Below are 19,414 nucleotides of genomic sequence, written 5' to 3' on the forward strand. Positions count from 1 at the left end.
CCCGCTCCAGCCGTGGCGGCGCACGCCGGCCAAATCTCGTGACGCCGCGGACCCGGCAATGACGATCAATCTGCTCTATTCGCTAGCCGGCGTGCTGGTCGGGCTGGTCGTCGGGCTGACCGGGGTCGGCGGCGGATCGCTGATGACGCCGCTGCTCGTGCTCGTCTTTGGTTTCCATCCGACCACCGCGGTCGGCACCGACCTACTCTACGCCTCGGCGACCAAGACGGTCGGGACTACGGTCCATGGCTGGCGCGGCACGGTCGATTGGCGCGTCGTAGCGCGGCTGGCGATCGGCAGCGTGCCGGCGACGATCGTGACCCTGCTCGTCCTCAGCCAGGCGGGCCCAGCGTCCGCGACGACCGGCCACGTCATGTCAGTGATCCTGGGCGTGACCTTGCTGCTGTCGGCGGCGGCGACCCTGTTGCGCGGGCGCATCGTCGCCTATCTGACGCCGCGCTTCGGCACGATGAGCCCGCGCAAGCTGGCGGGATCGACCATCCTGCTCGGCGCCGTGCTGGGCGTATTGGTCTCGCTCACCTCGGTCGGCGCCGGCGCGCTGGGGATGACCGCGTTGCTGATCCTTTACCCGGCATTGCCGGTCAACCGGCTGGTCGGCTCCGACATCGCGCACGCCGTGCCGCTGACGCTGCTCGGCGGCATCGGCCATTGGATGCTGGGATCGGTCGACGGCGCGCTGCTGGTGTCGCTGCTGATCGGATCGATCCCCGGGATCATCGTCGGCAGCCTGATCGCCAGCCGCGTGTCGGACCGCGTGTTGGGCCCGATACTGGCGGTGGTGCTGGCGCTGGTCGGGGGGCGGTTGCTGTTCTGAGGATTTGGGCGGTTGTGCGTCCGGCCGCATCGTTCGCTTGCGGAATTCCAGAACTGGGCCTTCAGAGGTCGCGGCCACGGAGGCCCGCCTCGCGCCGGGCGATCGCATAGGCCCGGCGTGTCGACGGCGTCATGCCGTGCATGATTTCCGAGCGCATCATGTCAGGGCAATACCAGGGGTCTTCGCGCGATTCGATCGGCGTGAACTCCGCGCCATGGAGCCGGCAGAATAGATGCGCCGCCGCGGCGACGCGCTGCCGGAGCACGGCCCTGCCGCTTACCGTGGTCAGCGAGAGATCGGTTATTTCGACCGTCACGTGCGGTTCCGGTGCCGGCGGCGGCAGCGTTGCACAGGCCCCGAGCGACAGAGCCGCGAGCATTGCCATTCGTTGCATGTCGATCTCCTGCGATAGGCAAGCCGGCGGCGTGGCGTGCAACACGCGGCCGGCTGGCGAGTGGAAGGTATTGGTCAGGTCGCGGTCAGCCGCGTTGCCTGATCTTCAATCGGGAGCGCGCACGCTTGTCACGCGCTCGAAAAAGTGTGTCCGCCGAGAGCGGCGGGCGGTGGCGACCATCCGCACCGCCCGCTTCTCCGACGCTATCGTATCCAGCGGAAGCGGCTGACCATGGGCTTGCCGTCGTCGCCGACGAACGTCGCATTCTCGATCATTTCGCTGCCATCCGCCGACACGGTATAGACCCGCACCGACGCGAGACTGCCGCCTTTGGTCAGTCCCATGACCAATGTGTCTGGTGACGGATTGGTCATCGCGACGCTATCGGCGACCGTCTGATCGCCGGTGATCGGGACGGCTTTGCCGTCGAGCGGCTCGCGCGAGGTCATGCGCCGCGCGCTGCCGTCTTTGGCGGTGATCACATAGGTGGTGTTCCAGATGCCGGCGCCGCCATCGGCGAATTCCGCCGTCACGCTGGCGGGAGCCGCATCGCCCGATGTTGGCAGTGATGCAGTGTCGAGTTTCCATTGACCGAAAAATGGCGACGCGGCGGGTTGCGGCACAGGTTGCGGCGCGGGGGCCGACATGGCCGGTGCCGATGCGATCAGGGCCGCGACCATTGCGAGGGACGTTTTCATCTCTTGTCTCCATCTGCTGCGTTGAAAGAAAGGCACACGTCTCGCCGGCGGGCGGCACGCCGCCCGGTTCAATCTCCACGTCGCTAAAGCGATTCCTGAATAGTTACGCGACCAATGTCCCGGGCGGTGCTTCGACGAAAAGGTCTTCCTGCCACCGGTAGAGACACCAACTCGCCGCGAGTTCGATCGCAAGCACCGCTACCGGCAGCAACAAGAAGGCCATGTCGAGGAACAAGACGGTGGTGAACAGGACGAGCGTGACCGTGGCTGCGCTGTTGATGCGCGCCAAGGTGCCGACGCGCGTCCAATTCCGCTCGAGGATGAACCAGGGCATCAGGAGATGCCCAGCGATCAGCCCCCAGATCAGGACCGCGAGCGACGGGGCAAAGCCGCGGTTCCAGGGCGTCAGCAACGGCGAATGCTCGCCGCTTCCCGCGAGCCATCCGGATATGCCGGCATGCCCCGTCGGCAGAAAGGGGAAACCGGCGCCCGTGCCCACGATCAGCAGCGCCACGATCGGGAGGAGACCGAGCGCAACGGCATGGCTGGTCAGCGTAAACCGCCCCTCCGCTTGGTTCGGCATGTCGCGCAGCGCGCTCGTCAGGCACCCGACCGCGAAGGTGAGCGGCCGTCCCTCGGCGACGGCGACGTCCAATTCGCCACGCATTGCCAGCGCCCAGTCGCGGCGACGATCGCCAAGACAGGCCCCCGTCAAAGCCATCACGGCACAAGCAAGTTTCGCCGTCATACCGGCACCTCCTTGAATCCCGGCGCGCTCCGATCCGCGGACGTGTCCCGCGCGAGCGCGAGGCCCTGCGCCGTCAACCGATAAGCGTGCCGCGGCGGCCTGCCGGGCTGTGCCGGCTCGCGCCATTCCGCCTCGACCAGCCCCTGATCCGTCATGCGCATCAGCAATGGGTAGAGCGTTCCGGACAGAAGCCCGGTTTCCTTCATGATGTCATAGCCGTGGCGCCACGCATGAGGCGTCGCGGACAGCGCGTCGAGCAGCCTGAGCATCTGTTTCGAGGGGCGCCGATTGGTAGCCATGGCTAAATACAACATATGTAGATTTAGGAGTCAAGAGGCGCCCCGCTCTGTGGCATTCATGGTGACGGGGCGCATGCCTATCGATTACCGCGCTTGTTACTTTTTGGCGTTGATATGCTAAACCGCCCGGCAAGCTGGATCGAGAGCTCTGTGTGACCATCGCTCATTTGAATGGCTTTTACCCGCCGGATTTCGTGCCGACGGACCGGGAGCGTTACCCGATCGGCGCATTGCCGCCTGGAATGGACACGACCAGCAGGCGCGTGAGCATCGCCGATGCAAGAATGCTTCAGACACAAGAAAGAGTGTCGGAAGCCGAATTCCTCCGCCGCCACGGCTTCGTTCTGTTGCAGCATGCCACCGCGGTGCGCGATTGGGACGAGGACATCGCATCGGTCTATTTGTCGGAAGTCGAACAGATCATCCGCAACCGGCTGTTGCCGGAATTCACGGTGGAAGTTCATCAACTCCCCAATATCCTGCGCCGCGGACGCGACACCGCCACGCCATTCTATGCCGATGGCGTGCATTCCGATGGCGGCGTCGATCACGACGACTATGCCCACAATATTGCCGCCTTCGCGACGCCACAGGCCGCGCAATGGTGGCGCCAGCAATATGAGCGCGACGCCGTCGCCGGATTCATCTGGTTGGATTTCTGGCGCCCGACCAACATGGCCGGCCCGCTCGAACATATGCCGTTGGCGCTGTGCGATGCGGCGACGGTCGAGCGCGACGACATCGTTCGAACCGGTATCACCGGTATCGCCCCGACCGGGCGCGAAACGCACCATCTATCGCTGAGGTTCAACCCCGGGCAGCGCTGGTATTATTATCCCCGCATGACCAATGACGAACTGCTCGTGTTCAAGCTCGCGGAGTTCTGGAAGGCGCCGCGCGGGCTGGGCAATTGCTTCCATTCCGCTTTTGCCGATCCGGAAACCCCGGCCAAGGCCGAGCACCGGCAAAGTTGCGAGCATCGCGTCGGCGCGCTGATCCTGAGGACGTGACGATCCGCCCGCTCACGGCGTGACGATCGTGCGGGCACGGCTGCCATTGGCGATCGGATAGGGGGCTCGGGGAAGATCCGTAGTTCGTTCCCCGTCATCCTGCTTGCATTTGCGAAATAGTGTTTCATATACAAAAACCAAGAGGAGGCATTGGTGGGAATCGACGTGAGCCGCATTCACGGGATCCGGTTGAGCGATTTCCGCTACGGGGCGCTCGCTCCGCCCAACGGCCATGTCTTTCGATGATCACAAGCGAGAGGGTCGATCGTGACGACAAGATGGACACGAGCCGCAAAAGGCGCCGTACTCGGCGCGCTTGCGATGCTGGCCAGCATCGCACCGGCGGCATCGCAGACCGTCTCCGACGAGCTCAAGTCCGCGCAGAAGGCCGACAATAGCGAAGCCGCGCTGGCGCCGGAGCTGCGGCTTTCCGACGCGGATATGGCCTGGTGGCGTGACGCCAAGCTCGGCGTCTTCGTCCACTGGGGGCTCTACGCCATCCCTGCCAAGGGCGAATGGCACATGTTCAACGATCATGTCCCCCCGGCCGAATATCGCAAGCTCCTGCAGCAGTTCAATCCAAGGCATTTCGACGCCGACAAATGGGCACTCGCCGCCCGCAGTGCGGGCGCGCGCTATATGGTGATGACCGCGCGGCACCACGACGGCTTCTCGCTGTTCGATAGCCCGGGCAGCTACGAACATTATGATTCGATGCATTCGCCCGCGCACAAGGATTTCATCCGCGCCTACACGGATGCGCTGCGCCGGCATGGCCTGCGCGTCGGCATCTATTATTCACCGCTCGACTGGCGTTTTCCCGCCTATTTCGACGTGAAGGGCTTACCGGACAATGCCGCCCTCCTCCGCAAGCAGACCTATGACCAGGTCGCCGAACTGACCAGCCGCTACGGCAAGATCGACATCTTATGGTATGATGGCGGCTGGCTGGCGCACCAGGGCACCGATGCCGACGCCGCCTGGTTCTGGCACCCCGACATGCTGAACGCGATGGTCCGCAAGAACCAGCCAAAAGTAGTGATCAACCCGCGCTCGGGCTGGCAGGGCGATTTCAATGTCGAGGAAGGCGCCGCGCCGATCAGCGGTCCGATTCACGACAAGCCGTGGGAGAAGACGTTCAGCCTCACCGCGCATGGAGCATGGGGCTATACGCCCGACCAGCGGCTGGTCCCGCTTGATCAATTGAAGCGGCTGTTCATCGATGCGGTCGTGCGCAATGGTAATATGCTCGTCAATGTCGGGCCGGATGCCGATGGGGTCATACCGGCGGGACAGGTGCGTTTGCTGGCGGATTTTGGGAAGTGGACCGGCCGTTACGGCGAAAGCATCTTCGCCACGCGGCCAGGTCCTTTCCAGCCCGTCGACGGCATCTACGGATCGACCCAGCACGGCCGTGCCATCTATCTGCACGTGCTGAAATGGCCGGAAGGCGGGCTTCACTTGCCGGCCCTCCCCCAGAAAATCCTGCGCGCACGCGCACTTACGGGAGGCAGGGTGCGCCTCGATCAGAGCGCGTCTGGCGTCGCGGTGCGGATCGACGATGGCCATGCCGACCCGGTCGACACGATCATCCGCCTGGACGTCGGCGGACCAGTCGGAGGTTGAGGCCTGCCGAGCGCTTCGGTTCGGAGCGGGGCAAGATTTCGGTCGATTCGCCGATGTTAGGGGCCGACAAAACGACCCGATCCTGTCGTGCTGGCCGTATCGCGGCGCGCGCGATATGGGCGTCGGCATGACACGTCCCGGCTTCGCCTTTTCCACCCCGATCAAGGTCCGCTATGCAGAGATCGACGGCCAAAAGGTCGTCTTCAATTCGCGCTATCTCGAATATGCCGATGTCGCCGGGACCGAATTCTGGGAATGGGCCGGGATCGCCGAGGCGCTGGGCACGACCTGGACCGAGACCGAATTCCACGTGCGCCATGCCGAGGTCGAATTCCTCAAGCCGTTTTCCTACGGCGACGTGATCCTTGCCTATGCCAAGGTCGAACGGCTCGGGTCGACCAGCATGACGCAGCTGTTCGAACTCTGTCATGCCGCGACCGGCGAATTGCACTCGATCGTGCGGCTGGTGACGGTCAATGTCCATTTGCCCACCGGGCAACCGGTCCCGATCCCGGAGGCGATCCGCGAGTTCATCGAGAAATTGGGGTGAAGCCAGCGGCTACAAGATAGAGCGGCCGGCTCCGATACTTCCGTCATCCCGGCCTTGTGCCGGGATCCGCCGAGCCACTTTGGAAACGGCGTGAGAGTGGGAACAAGCTTGCGCATCCCGGCGGCAAGTTCAGCGCTTAAATTTCGGATGTCATCACATGGTTGCCCGGCAGACCCCGGCACAAGGCCGGGGTGACGAACAGCGCGTTACTCCGCGGCCTGTTGCAGCGGCTCTTCTTCGCCGACGACATCTTCGGGCAGCGCCCAGTGCATGTCGCCCTTTTTGAGCACGCGTCCGTCGTGCGACAGGACCTCGACCGGCCGGATGCGTCGCATGTCGCGCGCATCGACCAGCACCGGCGCCGCCGCCGGCACGCAGTTTTCCCAGCGCTCGCCCCATTGCCTGAGCGCGACCATCGTCGGCAGCAGCGCCATGCCCTTGTCGGTCAGCCGATACTGGATCTTGCGGCGGTCCTCGGGCAGCGCCTCACGCGTCAGGATCTCATGTTCGACCAGCCGCGCGAGGCGGTTGGCCAGGATGTTGCGGGCGATGCCGAGCTCCGACTGGAACTCCTCGAAATGGTGCAGGCCGTTGAACGCGGCGCGCAGGATCATGAAGCTCCAGCGCTCGCCCATCGCCTCGAGTGCCGCCGAAAGGCCGCATTCGGCGAGGTCGCGCAGCGGCTCCCTCAGATGTCCGCCCATCAGAATTCCTCTCTATGCATGCGAGCGTATCCCATTTCCTGCGTCATGAAAATGCCATGTAGATTTTTAGTTGCAACTGAAAACCTATAGGAGTAGGTGGTGATTCGCAACCTATTGTGCGTTGCAACGGACGTAGGAGGAAAACATGTCCAGCATTGCCCCCAGGATTCTCGCCGCCGTCGCCGTCACCTTGTTCGGCAGCACCGTCGCGTTCGCGCAGCCCCAGGGTCCCGGTTACTACACCGCCACCCCCGTCGAGGCGCCGACCAAGACCAGCCTGATCACTCGCGACACTGTGTGGAAATTCCATGACGGCGCGTTCGCCGCCGCCAAGGCGCCGGAGCGCGACATCGTCTTGTGCCAGCTCGTCGCGCAGCGCGTCGGCAAGCTGACCTCGTTCACCGTCGGTGGCCAGGCGCTCGACGCCGACACGCTGTCGAAGTGCAACGCCAAGGCGAACTGATTTGGGAGCGGTGCCCGCACCGCGATCCACTAAACACCATCCCCTCGTTGGCCGCGCGCCTTTAATTGCTCGCGGCCAACATTTTGTTGCAAAGCAGCGCCAACCCGCCCCATCTTAGCGGCATGCTGCGTCAGTACGAACTCGTTGATCGGGTCCTGTCCTACGACCCCGAGGCTGATGAGGCCTTGCTCAACCGTGCGTACGTCTTTTCGCTCCAGGCGCATGGCTCGCAGAAGCGCGCATCGGGCGACCCCTATTTCAGCCATCCGATCGAAGTCGCGGGCATCCTGACTGACCTGCATCTCGACGACGAGACGATCGCCACCGCGATCCTGCACGATACGATCGAGGATACGGTCGCCACGCCCGAGCAGATCCAGAAATTGTTCGGCGACAATGTCGCGCGGATGGTCGACGGCGTCACCAAGCTGAGCAAGATCGAAGCGCAGACCGAAAGCGAGCGCGCGGCCGAGAATCTGCGCAAGTTCCTGCTGGCGATGTCGGACGACATCCGCGTGCTGCTGGTCAAATTGGCCGACCGGCTGCACAATATGCGCACGCTCCACCACATCCCCAATCCGGACAAGCGCAAGCGCATCGCGCGCGAGACGATGGACATCTATGCCCCGCTCGCCGAGCGGATCGGCATGTACGAGTTCATGAAGGAAATGCAGACGCTCGCCTTCGCCCAGCTCGAGCCCGAGGCGTATCAATCGATCCAGAAGCGCCTCGACCAATTGCAGGAAGGCGGCGACCGCATCGCCAAGATCGGATCCGGGGTGAAATTGCTGCTGTCGCGCCACGGCGTCGACGCCGACATCTCTGGCCGCGAGAAGCACCCCTACAGCATCTGGAAGAAGATGCAGGAGCGGCACATCAGCTTCGAGCAATTGTCCGACGTGATGGCGTTCCGCGCGATCGTGCCGACCGAGGAGGATTGCTACCGCGCGATGGGCGTCATCCATCGCCGCTGGCCGTTCGTGCCGGGGCGGTTCAAGGACTATATCTCGACCCCCAAGCGCAACGGCTATCGCTCGCTCCACACCTCGATCATGCATGCCGGCGATACGCGCGTCGAAATCCAGATCCGCACTGGGGAAATGCATGCCGAAGCCGAATATGGGCTGGCGGCGCATTGGGCGTACAAGACCGGCAAGGTCCGCGCCGACGGCCAGCATAGCTGGATCACCGACCTGGTCGAAATCCTGGAAACCGCCGAGACGCCCGAGGAATTGCTCGAGCATACCCGGATGGCGATGTATCAGGATCGCATCTTCGCCTTCACCCCAAAGGGCGAACTGCATCAGCTGCCCAAGGGCGCGACGCCGATCGATTTCGCTTATGCCGTCCATACCGATCTCGGCGACCAGGCGGTCGGGGCCAAGATCAACGGCCGCCACGTGCCGCTGCGCACGGTGATCGAGAATGGCGACCAGGTGCAGATCCTGCGCTCCAAGGCGCAATCGCCGCAGCCCAATTGGCTCAACTTCGCGATCACCGGAAAGGCGCGCGCGGCGATCCGGCGGCATTTGCGCGCGATCGAGCGCAAGGAAACGCTGACGCTTGGCCGCAAGCTGTATGACGAGATCGTCGATCGCCTGCCGGCGCCGCTGTCGGTCGATGCGGTCAAGACCGCGCTCAAGAAGCTGCAATTGACCGACGAGGACGCGCTGATCGAGGCGGTGGCGCGGCGGCGGATCACCGATGCCGAGCTGATGGAAGCGCTAATGCCGGGATCGGCGAGCACCGACGCGGGACGCGCGCTGCCGCAGCAATCGTCGGCGATTTCGATCACCGGCCTGACCCCCGGCGTCGCCTACAAGCTCGATACGATCTGCCATCCGGTGCCGGGCGACCGCATCGTCGGTTTGCGGCGGCCCGACCAGGAGATCGAGGTCCACCGTATCGACTGTCCGGTGCTGGCCAATTCGGACGATGTCGATTGGGTCGACCTGGCCTGGGGCGACAAGTCCGAAGGCGGGCTGGCGCGGATCGAAGTGACGTTGAAGAACGAGCCCGGCGCGCTGGGCACCGTGTCGACGATCATCGGCCAGCACCGTGCCAACATCATCAACATCCGGTTCGACACCAGCGACACCGGATTCCACACCAACCAGATCGACCTGGAAGTGCGCGACGCCGCGCATCTGGAGAAATTGATGGCGGCGCTGCGCGCGGCGGACGCGGTCAACGCGGTGACGCGGGTGTAGCAGCCCGAGGCGGGGTGAAAAGCGCAGACTCCGGCGCTTCGACAAGCCCGGCCCGACCGGTTAGAGACAGATGATGACTCTCATCCTTGGCCTCGAATCCTCGTGCGACGAGACTGCGGCGGCTTTGGTCACCAGCGACCGCCGTATCCTGTCGCACAAGCTCGCCGGACAGGAAGCCGCGCACCGGCCCTATGGCGGCGTCGTGCCGGAGATCGCCGCGCGCGCGCATGTCGAGGCGCTCGAGCCGCTGATCGAAGCGGCACTGGCGGAAGCCGGCGTGACGCTGTCGCAAGTCGATGCGGTTGCCGCGACGGCGGGGCCGGGGCTGATCGGCGGGGTGATGGTCGGGCTGGTCACCGGCAAGGCGCTGGCGCACGCCGCGGGCAAGCCGCTGGTCGCGGTCAACCATCTCGAAGGCCATGCGCTGAGCCCGCGGCTCGCCGATCCCGAGCTCGATTTCCCCTATCTGCTGCTGCTCGTCTCGGGCGGGCATTGCCAATTGCTGCTGGTCGAAGGCGTCGGGCGCTATCGCCGCCTGGCCACCACGATCGACGATGCCGCGGGCGAGGCATTCGACAAGACCGCCAAGATCCTCGGCCTGGGTTTTCCCGGCGGCCCCGCGGTCGAGCGTGCCGCCGCGATCGGCCAGGACATCGTGCCCTTGCCGCGCCCGCTGCTCGGGTCGGCCGAACCGCATTTCTCGTTCGCCGGGCTGAAAAGCGCGGTGCTGCGGGCGCACGACACCGGCCAGTGGCGCGTCGAGGATATCGCCGCGAGCTTCCAGCAGGCCGCGGTCGATTGCCTGGTCGACCGCACGCGGCGACAATTGGGCGATACCGACGCAACTGCCCTGGTCGTCGCCGGCGGGGTCGCGGCCAACGCGGCGGTGCGGATCGCGCTCGAATCGCTGGCGGGCGATTATGCGCTGCCGTTCAGCGTGCCGCCGCAATGGCTGTGTACCGACAATGCCGCGATGATCGCCTGGGCCGGAGCCGAGCGCTTCGCGGCGGGCCTGACCGACCCGCTCGACATCGCCGCGCGCCCGCGCTGGCCGCTCGATCCGGATGCGGAAAAGGTGCGTGGGGCAGGAGTGAAAGCGTGAGGATAGGCGTGATCGGCGGCGGTGCCTGGGGCACCGCTTTGGCGCAAGTCGCGGCGGCCGACGGCCAGCACGTCACGCTTTGGGCACGCGAGGCCGAAGTCGTCGAGTCGATCAACGCGCGCCACGTCAACGAACTGTTCCTGAACAACGTACCGTTGTCCGAGACCATCGTCGCGACCGACGATCTCGATGCGTTGCGCGTTGTCGATGCCTTGCTGGTGGTGGCGCCCGCACAGCATGTCCGCGCGGTGCTCGACGGACAGGATTTCGGCACCAAGCCGCTGGTGCTGTGCGCCAAGGGGATCGAGGCGGGGAGCAAGCTTCTGGTCGGCGAAGTCGCGCGTGCGGTGCAGCCGGCGGCGGCGATCGCGGTGCTGTCGGGACCGACCTTCGCGCATGAAGTCGCGGCGGGATTGCCGACCGCGGTGACGCTGGCGTGCGAGGACACCGATCTTGGCACCGCATTGGCCGAGCGGCTCGCCTCGCCGGCCTTCCGCACCTATGCCTCGGACGACGTGATCGGCGCGGAGATCGGCGGGGCGGTCAAGAATGTGCTGGCGATCGGCTGCGGCGTGGTCGAGGGCGCGGGGCTGGGGCAGAATGCCCGCGCCGCGCTGATCGCGCGCGGCTTTGCCGAGATGACGCGGTTCGGGCTGGCGCGCGGCGCGCGGGCCGAGACGATGGCCGGCCTGTCGGGGCTCGGCGACCTGGTGCTGACCTGCTCGTCGACCAGCAGCCGCAATTTCTCGCTCGGCATCGGGCTGGGCGAGGGGCGGTCGGCGAGGGAATTGCTGCGCGATCGGCGGACGGTGGCCGAGGGTGCCTTCACCGCCCCGGTGTTGCGCGAGGCGGCGACCGAGGCCGGAGTCGACATGCCGGTGACCGAGGCCGTGTGTGCTTTGCTCGACGGTGCGCCGGTCGGCGACGTGATCGGCGCGCTGCTATCCCGCCCTCTCCGTGACGAACGAGAATAGCCACATACGTCATCCCGGCCTTGTGCCGGGATCCGCCGCGCCGCACGTAATGTCCTTACGTCTCTTGTCTATGACTTGGGGCTAGGCAGACCCCGGCACAAGGCCGGGGTGACGGTTGGGCGTTAGGGCCTGCGAAACTTGTAAATGAACTGATCCGTATGCCGACGGATCGACGGATCGAACACCGGCTTGGTGTGATCGTCGCCCGCATTGGCCAGTAGCTTCGACTCGCCGTCGAACACGAATCCTGCCGCGGTCACCTGCTTCTTGACGATCGCCGGATCGATCCGGTGGAGCGTATCGGTGTCGCGCATCCCCGATCCCGGCGCGGCGGCATGATCGATGATCAGATAGATGCCGCCGGGTTTGAGCGCGTCGAACACTGCCTTGTTGAGCACGGCAGGATCGATCGAGCCCATGAACTTGTCGGGATAATCGTGATAATTTTGCGAGGTGAAGACCAGGTCGACCTTTTCGGGTGCGGTCAGGCTGGTCGCCGGCTGGGTGCTCGCCGACACATTGGCGAAAGCGGGCGTGCCGGCGGCCGCCGCATAGCTTTTGACGTCGCTGCCGGCTTCCGCCGCATAAGGCTGCGGCCAGATGCCGTAGACATGGCCCGACGGCCCGACGATGCGGGCAAAGGTGCGCGTCCAATAGCCGCCGCCCGGGATCAGATCGATCACCTTGTCGCCGGATTTGACCCCGGCGAAGGCGGCGATCTCCGGGCCGTGGCGCCGCGCATCGAGCGCGACGTCACGCGCCAGCCGCGTGTCCGCGGTGGCGGTATTGCCCGTGTCCCATTTCTGCGTGCAGCCGCCGAGCGCCGCGGCGCCCAGCAGCACCGCCAACCCGGCCCGGATCACTTGAGCGGCTTCCGGAATTTGTAGACGAACTGATCGGTTACGCCGCGGATCGCCGGGTCGAACACTTTCAGCGTGTGGTCGTCCTTGGGATTGGCCAGCGCCTTCGATTCGCCGGCGAAAGTGAAGCCGGCGGCAAGCACCTGCTTCTTGACGATCGCCGGGTCGATGCGGTGGAGCGTCCCGGTATCGGTCAGGCCGCTGCCCGCCGGCGCGGCATGGTCGATCACGATATATGTCCCGCCCGGCTTGAGCGCCTTGAACACCGCGGCGTTGAACGCGGTCAGCGCCGGCTCGCCGCGCCCGTCATTGGGCAGATCGTGATAATTCTGCACCGTCCAGACCAGGTCGACCGGCTTGTCGACCGTGATCAGCCCGGCGTCGACCGCGGCGGTGACATTGCCCAGCTTGCGGCCGTTGAGCGCATCGACCGTCGTCTTGGCACGATCGCCGGCCGCGCTTGGCCACACGGCGTAGACATGCCCGGTCGGTCCGACCGCGCCGGCGAAGATGCGCGTCCAATAGCCCTGGCCCGGCAGGAAATCGACCACTTGCCAGCCCGGCTTCACGCCCGAAAAGACGAGCACGTCGGCGGCGTGGCGGCGCGCATCGTCGCCGGCCTGGTCGGCGCGCGCCGGATCGGCAAGCGCCTTGGCGATGGCGGGCGACACATCCGATTTCGCCACCACTGCCATCGGCACGGCGACCGCGGCAACCGCCGCCAGCATGATCCCAAAGCGCATCGACCTCTCCCTTGTGACTATCGTTACACGCTTGATCTAGACCAGTGTCGCGACGGTTCAATGACCGCCGACGTCATACGTCCAGATTGGCGACGCTCAGCGCATTCTCCTGGATGAATTCGCGGCGCGGCTCGACCACGTCGCCCATCAATCGGGTGAAAATCTCATCGGCGACATCGGCCTGGTCGACCGCGACGCGCAGCATCGATCGGTTGGTCGGGTCGAGCGTGGTTTCCCACAATTGCTCGGGATTCATCTCGCCCAGGCCCTTGTAGCGCTGGATCGACAGACCTTTGCGTCCCGCCGCCAGGATCGCCTCGAGCAATTGCGACGGCCGCGCGATCAGCGACTCGCCCTTGCCGACGACGACCGGCAGATCCTCATCCTCGTCGACCTCGGCGGCGGCTTCCTCGACAGCGGTCGCCGCGGCCTGCGCTTTGCTCGGCACCAGCTTGACCGCGCTGCCGTAGCTGTCGACCTGCTCGGCGGCCAAGCCATGCAGCTTGCGCGCTTCGGCCGAGACCAGGAACGCCGCCTCGATCACGTGGTGATCGGTGACGCCGCGCCACAGCCGCTGGAAATGGAGCGAGCCCTCGTCGGTCAATTGCGCGGTCCAGGTCGCCTCGGGATCGCCGCCGTCGAGCTTGATGGTGGTCGCCTGGAGCCGCTCCGCGCGCTGCGCGATGCTGGCCTCGGGATCGAACACCCCATCCATCGCCAGCGCCTCGATGATGCTGGGATCGTAGCGCCGCGGCACGAAGCGCATCAGCGAGCGCATGCGGCGCGAATGGTCGACCAAAGCGCGCAGCGCGGTGCCGGTGCCGACACCGTCGAGCGAGCTCGACGCGACGCCCGCCGCGACCAGATATTCCTCCAGCGCGGCCTCATCCTTCAGATACACTTCGGACCGCCCGCGCGTCGCTTTGTACAGCGGCGGCTGCGCGATGAAGAGGTGCCCGCCGGTGATGATCTCGGGCATCTGGCGATAGAAGAAGGTCAGCAGCAAGGTGCGGATATGCGCGCCGTCGACATCGGCGTCGGTCATGATCACGACCTTGTGATAGCGCAATTTCTCCAGGTTGAAGTCGTCGCGCCCGATCCCGGTGCCCATCGCCTGGATCAGCGTGCCGATCTCGCGCGACGACAGCATACGGTCGAACCGCGCGCGCTCGACGTTGAGGATCTTGCCGCGCAACGGCAGGATCGCCTGGAAATGGCGGTCGCGGCCCTGTTTGGCCGAGCCGCCGGCCGAATCGCCCTCGACCAGGAACAGCTCGGACTTGGCCGGATCCTTTTCCTGGCAGTCGGCGAGCTTGCCCGGCAGGCTGGAAACCCCGAGCACCGACTTGCGGCTGGCTTCGCGCGCCTTGCGCGCGGCCTCGCGCGCAGCGGCGGCGTCGATCACTTTCTGGATGATCTGGCGCGCATTGGCCGGATTTTCCTCGAGCCATTCGGCCATCTTGTCGGCGAGCAGGCTTTCGAGCGGCTGGCGCACTTCGGACGAGACGAGCTTGTCCTTGGTCTGCGAGCTGAACTTGGGATCGGGCAATTTCACCGAGACGATCGCGGTCAGGCCTTCGCGCATATCGTCGCCGGTCAGGCTGACCTTTTCCTTCTTCATCTGGCCCGATTTCTCGGCATAGCCATTGAGCGTGCGGGTCAGCGCCGAGCGGAACGCCGCGAGATGGGTGCCGCCGTCACGCTGCGGGATGTTGTTGGTGAAGCACAGGACGTTCTCGTAATAGGAATCATTCCATTCGAGCGCGACGTCGATGCCGATATCGTCGCGCTGGCCGGAGATCGCGATCGGCTCCGGAAACAGGGGCGCCTTGGTGCGATCGAGATATTTCACGAACGCCGCGATGCCGCCTTCATAATAGAGCTCGATCGTCTTGGGCTCTTCGTGCCGCGCATCGGTCAGGAACAACCGCACGCCCGAATTGAGGAAGGCCAGCTCGCGATAGCGATGTTCGAGCTTCTCGAAATCGAATTCGGTGATCTTGAAGGTGGACGGCGACGGCAGGAAAGTGACGCGCGTCCCCTTCTGACCCTCCGCCGCCTTGCCGACGACCTTGAGCGGGGCGACCGCGTCGCCATGGGCGAAGCGCATGTAATGCTCCTCGCCGTCGCGCCAGATCGTCAGATCGAGCCATTCGCTGAGCGCGTTGACCACCGACACGCCGACGCCGTGCAGCCCGCCGGAGACCTTGTACGCATTGTCGTCCGAGGTGTTCTCGAACTTACCGCCGGCATGGAGCTGGGTCATGATGACCTCGGCCGCCGACACGCCTTCCTCGGCATGGATGCCGGTCGGGATGCCGCGGCCATTATCGGTGACGCTGACCGATCCGTCGGGGTTCAAGGAGATGTCGATCCGGTCGCAATGACCGGCCAAAGCCTCGTCGATCGCGTTGTCGGAAACCTCGAATACCATGTGGTGGAGACCCGATCCGTCGTCGGTGTCGCCGATATACATGCCGGGTCGTTTGCGGACGGCGTCGAGGCCTTTGAGGACCTTGATCGAATCGGCGCCGTAATCTGAAGTCTGAGGGGGTGTTGCCATAGCGAGCATATAGGGATTCGCCCCCGAAAACGGAAGCAAAATGGCGAGTCGCGCGGGGCCATTCGCGGCACTTGCAAATAGCGCTCGGGAATGATCCCATCGGTCATGGCCGAGCCGCCCGATCCGCACGAACTCTACCTTCACGTCCGCGTGCTGGTGGGGGTCGTGCTGGGGCTCGGGCTCACCCGAATCCTGTCGGGACTGGCGCGGATGGTCGAGCATCCCGGGCGCAATCCGGTGTCGGCGACGCATCTGTTATGGGTCGCGGTGATCCTGCTCTCGATCGTCCATTTCTGGTGGTGGGAGTTCGCGCTGATCTCGCTCGGCGCGTGGCGGTTCGAGCTGTTCGTGTTCCTGCTTCTCTACGCTTTCCTGTGGTTCGTGCTCGCTTGCCTGCTGTTTCCCGGCGACCTTGCCGAGCACGATACCTACGAAGCCTATTTCCTGTCGCGACGGCGCTGGTTCTTCGGATTATTCGCCGCGACGTTCGCCGCCGATCTGATCGACACCGCGATCAAAGGTGCGGATCATTTCCGCGCGCTCGGGCCCGAATATCCGGTTCGGATCGCCATCGGCATCGTCTTGTGCGTGGTCGCCGCCTGGACCGGCAACCGCCGCTTCCACTTGCTGTTCGCGGCACTCTACCTTGCTTACGACCTCAGCTGGATTCTGAGGCTGTACGACACGCTGGGCTGAATGCGGTCAGCGAGGGTCGTATGGCATCACCATGGCGGGGCCGCCGCCAACCGAGGTCCGGCTGATATCGACCGGTGCGCGCGCGGGACAAAGCGCGCCCGCGATCGACTGGCCGATGCTGCCTTGCTTGATGCGATGATAGTCCGCCGCGGTTGGGTGGGCCTTGGCCGATCCGTTCGCGTTGCCGCTCAGGCGCCGGGCAAACAGCGCGCCCGCCCGGCAATCGATGCTGACGAAACTGGTCCAGCCCGCGCCGGCCGGCGGTGCGAAGCGCACGAGCGCACTCACCTTGTCGTGTTGCCGATCGAGCGACGCGGATGACAGCGAAACCTGGGTGCCGTTGCGCTGTGCGCCGAGCGGGACCCAGTCGTCGGCTAGGGCGGGAGCGGCGATGGACGATAGGAGCAGGATGGCGGCGAACCTGGCCGAATATGTCATCGACTCACTCTCCCGATAGGCGCGAAAGATAGGTCAATATTACGGCCCTTTGGGCCCCCACGCCAGATCGTTTTATATCCTATCCGGTCCGATCTCGGACGCCGTATCGGGGCGCGGGCTTGCCTGGACTTCGCGCCGGATTAGAGTGCGGCATCACGAGAAAAGCGGGAGAGAATGATGAAATGGATCGCGATCGCGGCTGCCTTGGCAGTGGCGAGCCCGGCGCTGGCGGATGGGCCAGCGTCGCAGCCGATGCCGACCTATCCGGGTGTTCCCGCCGACCTGGCCAAGGCGGCAGCGGATTTCGACCTCGCCCAGGTCAAGAGCGATGGCGCGGCGCTCAAGCGCCTGCTTGCCGACGACTATCTGTTGGTCAACAGCCAGGACAAGCGCGAGGACAAGGCGCAGTTCATCGCCGATTACACCGCCAAGGGCTTCACGATGGACCCGTTCGCGATCGACGATCAGGTGATCAAGGTGTGGAGCGACGGCGCGGTGCTGGGCGGTGCCGTCACGATGAAGGGCATGTCCGAGGACAAGCCCTATTCGGTCCGCATCCGCTTCTCCGACATCTGGGCGAAGCGCGGCGGCAAGTGGCAAGTGATCTATACCCACGCCAATCGGGTCGCCGCGGCAAGCTGAAAATTGGTGCTCCTGCAAGAGAAGGAGCCCGGGATCACAATTGCTGTCCGTGCGATCCGGGCTCCCGCTCGGGCAGGAGCACCTGGTCTGGCGAGGGCCGGCACGCGGGTTTCGTGCCGGCCTTTCGCATCAGAATTCGCTGGCGCGACGGCCCAACAGGGTCACTTCGACGCGGCGGTTGAGGCGCATTCCCGCTGCGGTGGCGTTGGTCGCGATCGGATCGCGCTCGCCATGGCCGGCGACCGAGAAGCGCGCGCGAGTCACGCCCATCTCGTCGAACGCGGCGCGGACGCTCGCCGCGCGGCGTTCTGACAGGTCCTGGTTATGCGCATCGCTGCCGCGCGAATCGGTATAGCCGTCGATGGCAACGCGGACTCCGGGATTGTCGCGCAGATAGCTCGCCAGCGGGCGCAATTTGTCGAGCGCACCCGGGCGCAGCACGTCGCTGTCGGTCGCGAACAGCACGTCCTCGTCGAGCCGCATCGTCGCCCCGCGCGCGGTCTGACGGAAGCCATAGCTACGCATCGCGCCGCGATCCCAGCCACCGCGCCCGCCGCGCTCTTCTACGGTGTAGCCGCTGTCGCGCGAGTCCCAGTCGAACCCGCGCAGCCGCGGTCCGGCGATTTCGGCAAAGGCACGGTTGGCCTGGCGCGCTTCGAAGATGGTCAGGAAGCGATCATGGTTGCGGTCGAAATTGCGGATCACGAAGGCGCGTCCGCGCCGCGTCTCGCGCAATTCAGGATAAAGGACGCGGACGCCCGGGCCGGCGATGCGGAAATCGGGGCCGTCGGGGCGTCCGCCCGACCAATCCCAGCGATCCTGCGCGATGGCAGGGGTGGCAATCGCAACCAAAGCGGTCGCAGCGGCAAACAACATCTTCATGACTATTCTCCCTGTGGTCATCGACGCGGGCTAGCGGCACGGGACTGAACCCGGCCTTAGGCGCACGGACAGGGGACGTTCAGGCGGCCGCGACCGTTCCGTCGGCGACGGTGAACCACGACGCCGTGCCGATATCGTCGAACGGCGCGCGTTCGGTGCCGGTGATCCAGACCTGGCTGCCGGTCGCCGCCAGCCGATCGAACAGCGCCGCGCGGCGGACCGGATCGAGATGCGCGGCGACCTCGTCAAGCAGCAGGATCGGCGCGCGGCCGACACGGTCGGCGACGAGCTCGGCATGGGCGAGGACGAGGCCAAGCAGCAATGCCTTCTGCTCGCCGGTGGAGCAGAGCGAGGCGGGCTGATCCTTGTCGAGATGCGTGACCATCAGGTCGCTACGATGCGGGCCGACGAGCGTGCGGCCGGCCGCGGCGTCGCGCCGTCGTCCTTGCGCCAGGTCGACTGCGAGCGTGTCGGCGCCGCTCCACCCTTCGAGCGTCAGTCCGGCGCGGGCGAACGGGCCTTCGGGCTGGTCGGCCAGCCGCTCGGCCAATGCCGTCACGGTCTCACGCCGGCCGGCATCGATCGCCGCGCCGTGCTCGGCCATCTGCGCTTCGAGCGCGGTCAGCCAATGCGGGTCGGGACTGTCATCGGCCAGCACGCGGTTGCGCGCGCGCATCGCCGCCTCGTAGCGATTGGCGTGTTGGGCATGGTCGGGCCGCATCGCCAGGGTCAGCCGATCGAGGAACCGCCGCCGCTCGCCGGCGGGCTCGACGAACAACCGGTCCATCGCCGGGGTGAGCCACAGCACGGTCAGCCATTCCGCCAGCGCGGTCGCCGCAGCGGTGGCGCCGTTGATGCGGACGATGCGGCGCTCGGGGGCGGAAGGCAGGGTGCCCGTGCCGATCTCGATAAGCCCCTCCCCTTCAGGGGAGGGGTTGGGGTGGGGCCTATCCGCAGGCCATGCCGCTTGCCGCATT

21 protein-coding genes are annotated in these 19,414 nt (G+C 65.5%); 10 read left to right on the plus strand and 11 right to left on the minus strand.

The features are described 5' to 3' along the window. Positions 1 to 58: 58 nt before the first annotated feature. Positions 59 to 835 (plus strand): sulfite exporter TauE/SafE family protein, encoded by a 777-nt coding sequence (locus tag SAS01S_RS17735; protein ID WP_066812125.1) that lies wholly within the window; start codon positions 59 to 61, stop codon positions 833 to 835. Between the two features lie 61 nt (positions 836 to 896). Here SAS01S_RS17735 and SAS01S_RS17740 read toward each other — a convergent pair whose 3' ends face one another. From SAS01S_RS17740 to SAS01S_RS17755, 4 genes are all read right to left on the minus strand, one after another. Further along, positions 897 to 1,229: a UrcA family protein gene (locus SAS01S_RS17740; RefSeq protein WP_084239164.1), complete on the minus strand. Its 333-nt coding sequence runs from the start codon at positions 1,227 to 1,229 to the stop codon at positions 897 to 899. 203 nt (positions 1,230 to 1,432) lie between these two features. Beyond that, positions 1,433 to 1,927, minus strand: coding sequence for a hypothetical protein (locus SAS01S_RS17745; RefSeq protein WP_157082888.1), 495 nt, complete (start codon positions 1,925 to 1,927; stop codon positions 1,433 to 1,435). Positions 1,928 to 2,030: 103 nt separating this feature from the next. Continuing rightward, positions 2,031 to 2,675 carry a hypothetical protein gene (locus SAS01S_RS17750; RefSeq protein ID WP_157082889.1) on the minus strand — a complete coding sequence of 215 codons (645 nt, stop codon included), beginning with the start codon at positions 2,673 to 2,675 and terminating at the stop codon, positions 2,031 to 2,033. After that, complete coding sequence (locus tag SAS01S_RS17755; protein WP_066812094.1) at positions 2,672 to 2,974, minus strand: PadR family transcriptional regulator; 303 nt, start codon at positions 2,972 to 2,974, stop codon at positions 2,672 to 2,674. Before SAS01S_RS17755 ends, SAS01S_RS17750 begins: the two co-directional genes overlap by 4 nt. Positions 2,975 to 3,216: 242 nt before the next feature. On the opposite strand from SAS01S_RS17755, the gene SAS01S_RS17760 reads away from it, so the two are divergent. From SAS01S_RS17760 to SAS01S_RS17770, 3 genes are all read left to right on the plus strand, one after another. Next, entirely contained in the window at positions 3,217 to 3,984 is a 768-nt protein-coding gene (locus tag SAS01S_RS17760; RefSeq protein ID WP_281179333.1) for a CmcJ/NvfI family oxidoreductase, read from the plus strand. A 267-nt stretch (positions 3,985 to 4,251) separates the two neighbouring features. Further along, a complete protein-coding gene (locus SAS01S_RS17765; protein ID WP_218016329.1) occupies positions 4,252 to 5,610 on the plus strand; it encodes an alpha-L-fucosidase in 1,359 nt (452 codons plus the stop codon). A gap of 127 nt (positions 5,611 to 5,737) precedes the next feature. Further along, positions 5,738 to 6,160, plus strand: a complete 423-nt coding sequence (locus tag SAS01S_RS17770; protein ID WP_066812126.1) for an acyl-CoA thioesterase — start codon at positions 5,738 to 5,740, stop codon at positions 6,158 to 6,160. A gap of 206 nt (positions 6,161 to 6,366) precedes the next feature. Here the strand turns inward: SAS01S_RS17770 and SAS01S_RS17775 are convergent, their stop codons facing one another. Continuing rightward, complete coding sequence (locus tag SAS01S_RS17775; protein ID WP_066812103.1) at positions 6,367 to 6,864, minus strand: winged helix-turn-helix transcriptional regulator; 498 nt, start codon at positions 6,862 to 6,864, stop codon at positions 6,367 to 6,369. Positions 6,865 to 7,009: 145 nt separating this feature from the next. On the opposite strand from SAS01S_RS17775, the gene SAS01S_RS17780 reads away from it, so the two are divergent. The 4 genes from SAS01S_RS17780 (at position 7,010) to SAS01S_RS17795 (ending at position 11,613) form a co-directional block, all read left to right on the plus strand. Beyond that, positions 7,010 to 7,327, plus strand: coding sequence for a CC_3452 family protein (locus SAS01S_RS17780; protein ID WP_066812105.1), 318 nt, complete (start codon positions 7,010 to 7,012; stop codon positions 7,325 to 7,327). Between the two features lie 122 nt (positions 7,328 to 7,449). Further along, on the plus strand, positions 7,450 to 9,537 hold the full coding sequence (locus tag SAS01S_RS17785) for a RelA/SpoT family protein (protein ID WP_066812107.1): 2,088 nt from the start codon (positions 7,450 to 7,452) through the stop codon (positions 9,535 to 9,537). A gap of 73 nt (positions 9,538 to 9,610) precedes the next feature. Continuing rightward, positions 9,611 to 10,639 carry a tRNA (adenosine(37)-N6)-threonylcarbamoyltransferase complex transferase subunit TsaD gene (gene tsaD / locus SAS01S_RS17790; RefSeq protein ID WP_066812128.1) on the plus strand — a complete coding sequence of 343 codons (1,029 nt, stop codon included), beginning with the start codon at positions 9,611 to 9,613 and terminating at the stop codon, positions 10,637 to 10,639. Further along, positions 10,636 to 11,613, plus strand: a complete 978-nt coding sequence (locus SAS01S_RS17795) for an NAD(P)H-dependent glycerol-3-phosphate dehydrogenase (RefSeq protein WP_066812108.1) — start codon at positions 10,636 to 10,638, stop codon at positions 11,611 to 11,613. Before tsaD ends, SAS01S_RS17795 begins: the two co-directional genes overlap by 4 nt. A gap of 122 nt (positions 11,614 to 11,735) precedes the next feature. Here SAS01S_RS17795 and SAS01S_RS17800 read toward each other — a convergent pair whose 3' ends face one another. The 3 genes from SAS01S_RS17800 to gyrB all read right to left on the minus strand — a co-directional run bounded on the left by SAS01S_RS17800 (position 11,736) and on the right by gyrB (position 15,779). After that, positions 11,736 to 12,476, minus strand: coding sequence for a class I SAM-dependent methyltransferase (locus SAS01S_RS17800; RefSeq protein WP_066812110.1), 741 nt, complete (start codon positions 12,474 to 12,476; stop codon positions 11,736 to 11,738). Beyond that, positions 12,473 to 13,216 (minus strand): class I SAM-dependent methyltransferase, encoded by a 744-nt coding sequence (locus SAS01S_RS17805; protein ID WP_066812113.1) that lies wholly within the window; start codon positions 13,214 to 13,216, stop codon positions 12,473 to 12,475. Before SAS01S_RS17805 ends, SAS01S_RS17800 begins: the two co-directional genes overlap by 4 nt. 73 nt (positions 13,217 to 13,289) lie before the next feature. Continuing rightward, positions 13,290 to 15,779, minus strand: a complete 2,490-nt coding sequence (gyrB, locus tag SAS01S_RS17810) for a DNA topoisomerase (ATP-hydrolyzing) subunit B (protein WP_066812129.1) — start codon at positions 15,777 to 15,779, stop codon at positions 13,290 to 13,292. Between the two features lie 90 nt (positions 15,780 to 15,869). Here gyrB and SAS01S_RS17815 point away from each other — a divergent pair, with 90 nt between their 5' ends. Next, on the plus strand, positions 15,870 to 16,475 hold the full coding sequence (locus SAS01S_RS17815; protein WP_245656986.1) for a hypothetical protein: 606 nt from the start codon (positions 15,870 to 15,872) through the stop codon (positions 16,473 to 16,475). Between the two features lie 6 nt (positions 16,476 to 16,481). Here SAS01S_RS17815 and SAS01S_RS17820 read toward each other — a convergent pair whose 3' ends face one another. Continuing rightward, positions 16,482 to 16,913, minus strand: coding sequence for a hypothetical protein (locus tag SAS01S_RS17820; protein WP_066812115.1), 432 nt, complete (start codon positions 16,911 to 16,913; stop codon positions 16,482 to 16,484). Between the two features lie 174 nt (positions 16,914 to 17,087). Here SAS01S_RS17820 and SAS01S_RS17825 point away from each other — a divergent pair, with 174 nt between their 5' ends. After that, positions 17,088 to 17,555, plus strand: a complete 468-nt coding sequence (locus SAS01S_RS17825; RefSeq protein WP_066812117.1) for a nuclear transport factor 2 family protein — start codon at positions 17,088 to 17,090, stop codon at positions 17,553 to 17,555. 129 nt (positions 17,556 to 17,684) lie between these two features. Here SAS01S_RS17825 and SAS01S_RS17830 read toward each other — a convergent pair whose 3' ends face one another. Further along, on the minus strand, positions 17,685 to 18,437 hold the full coding sequence (locus SAS01S_RS17830; protein ID WP_245656987.1) for an OmpA family protein: 753 nt from the start codon (positions 18,435 to 18,437) through the stop codon (positions 17,685 to 17,687). 79 nt (positions 18,438 to 18,516) lie between these two features. Beyond that, positions 18,517 to 19,414, minus strand: an 898-nt coding sequence (gene recF / locus SAS01S_RS17835) for a DNA replication/repair protein RecF (RefSeq protein WP_066812121.1), incomplete at its 5' end; no start/stop codon positions are given.

It is taken from the genome of Sphingomonas asaccharolytica NBRC 15499, from assembly GCF_001598355.1.
In the GTDB taxonomy this organism is placed as follows: domain Bacteria; phylum Pseudomonadota; class Alphaproteobacteria; order Sphingomonadales; family Sphingomonadaceae; genus Sphingomonas; species Sphingomonas asaccharolytica.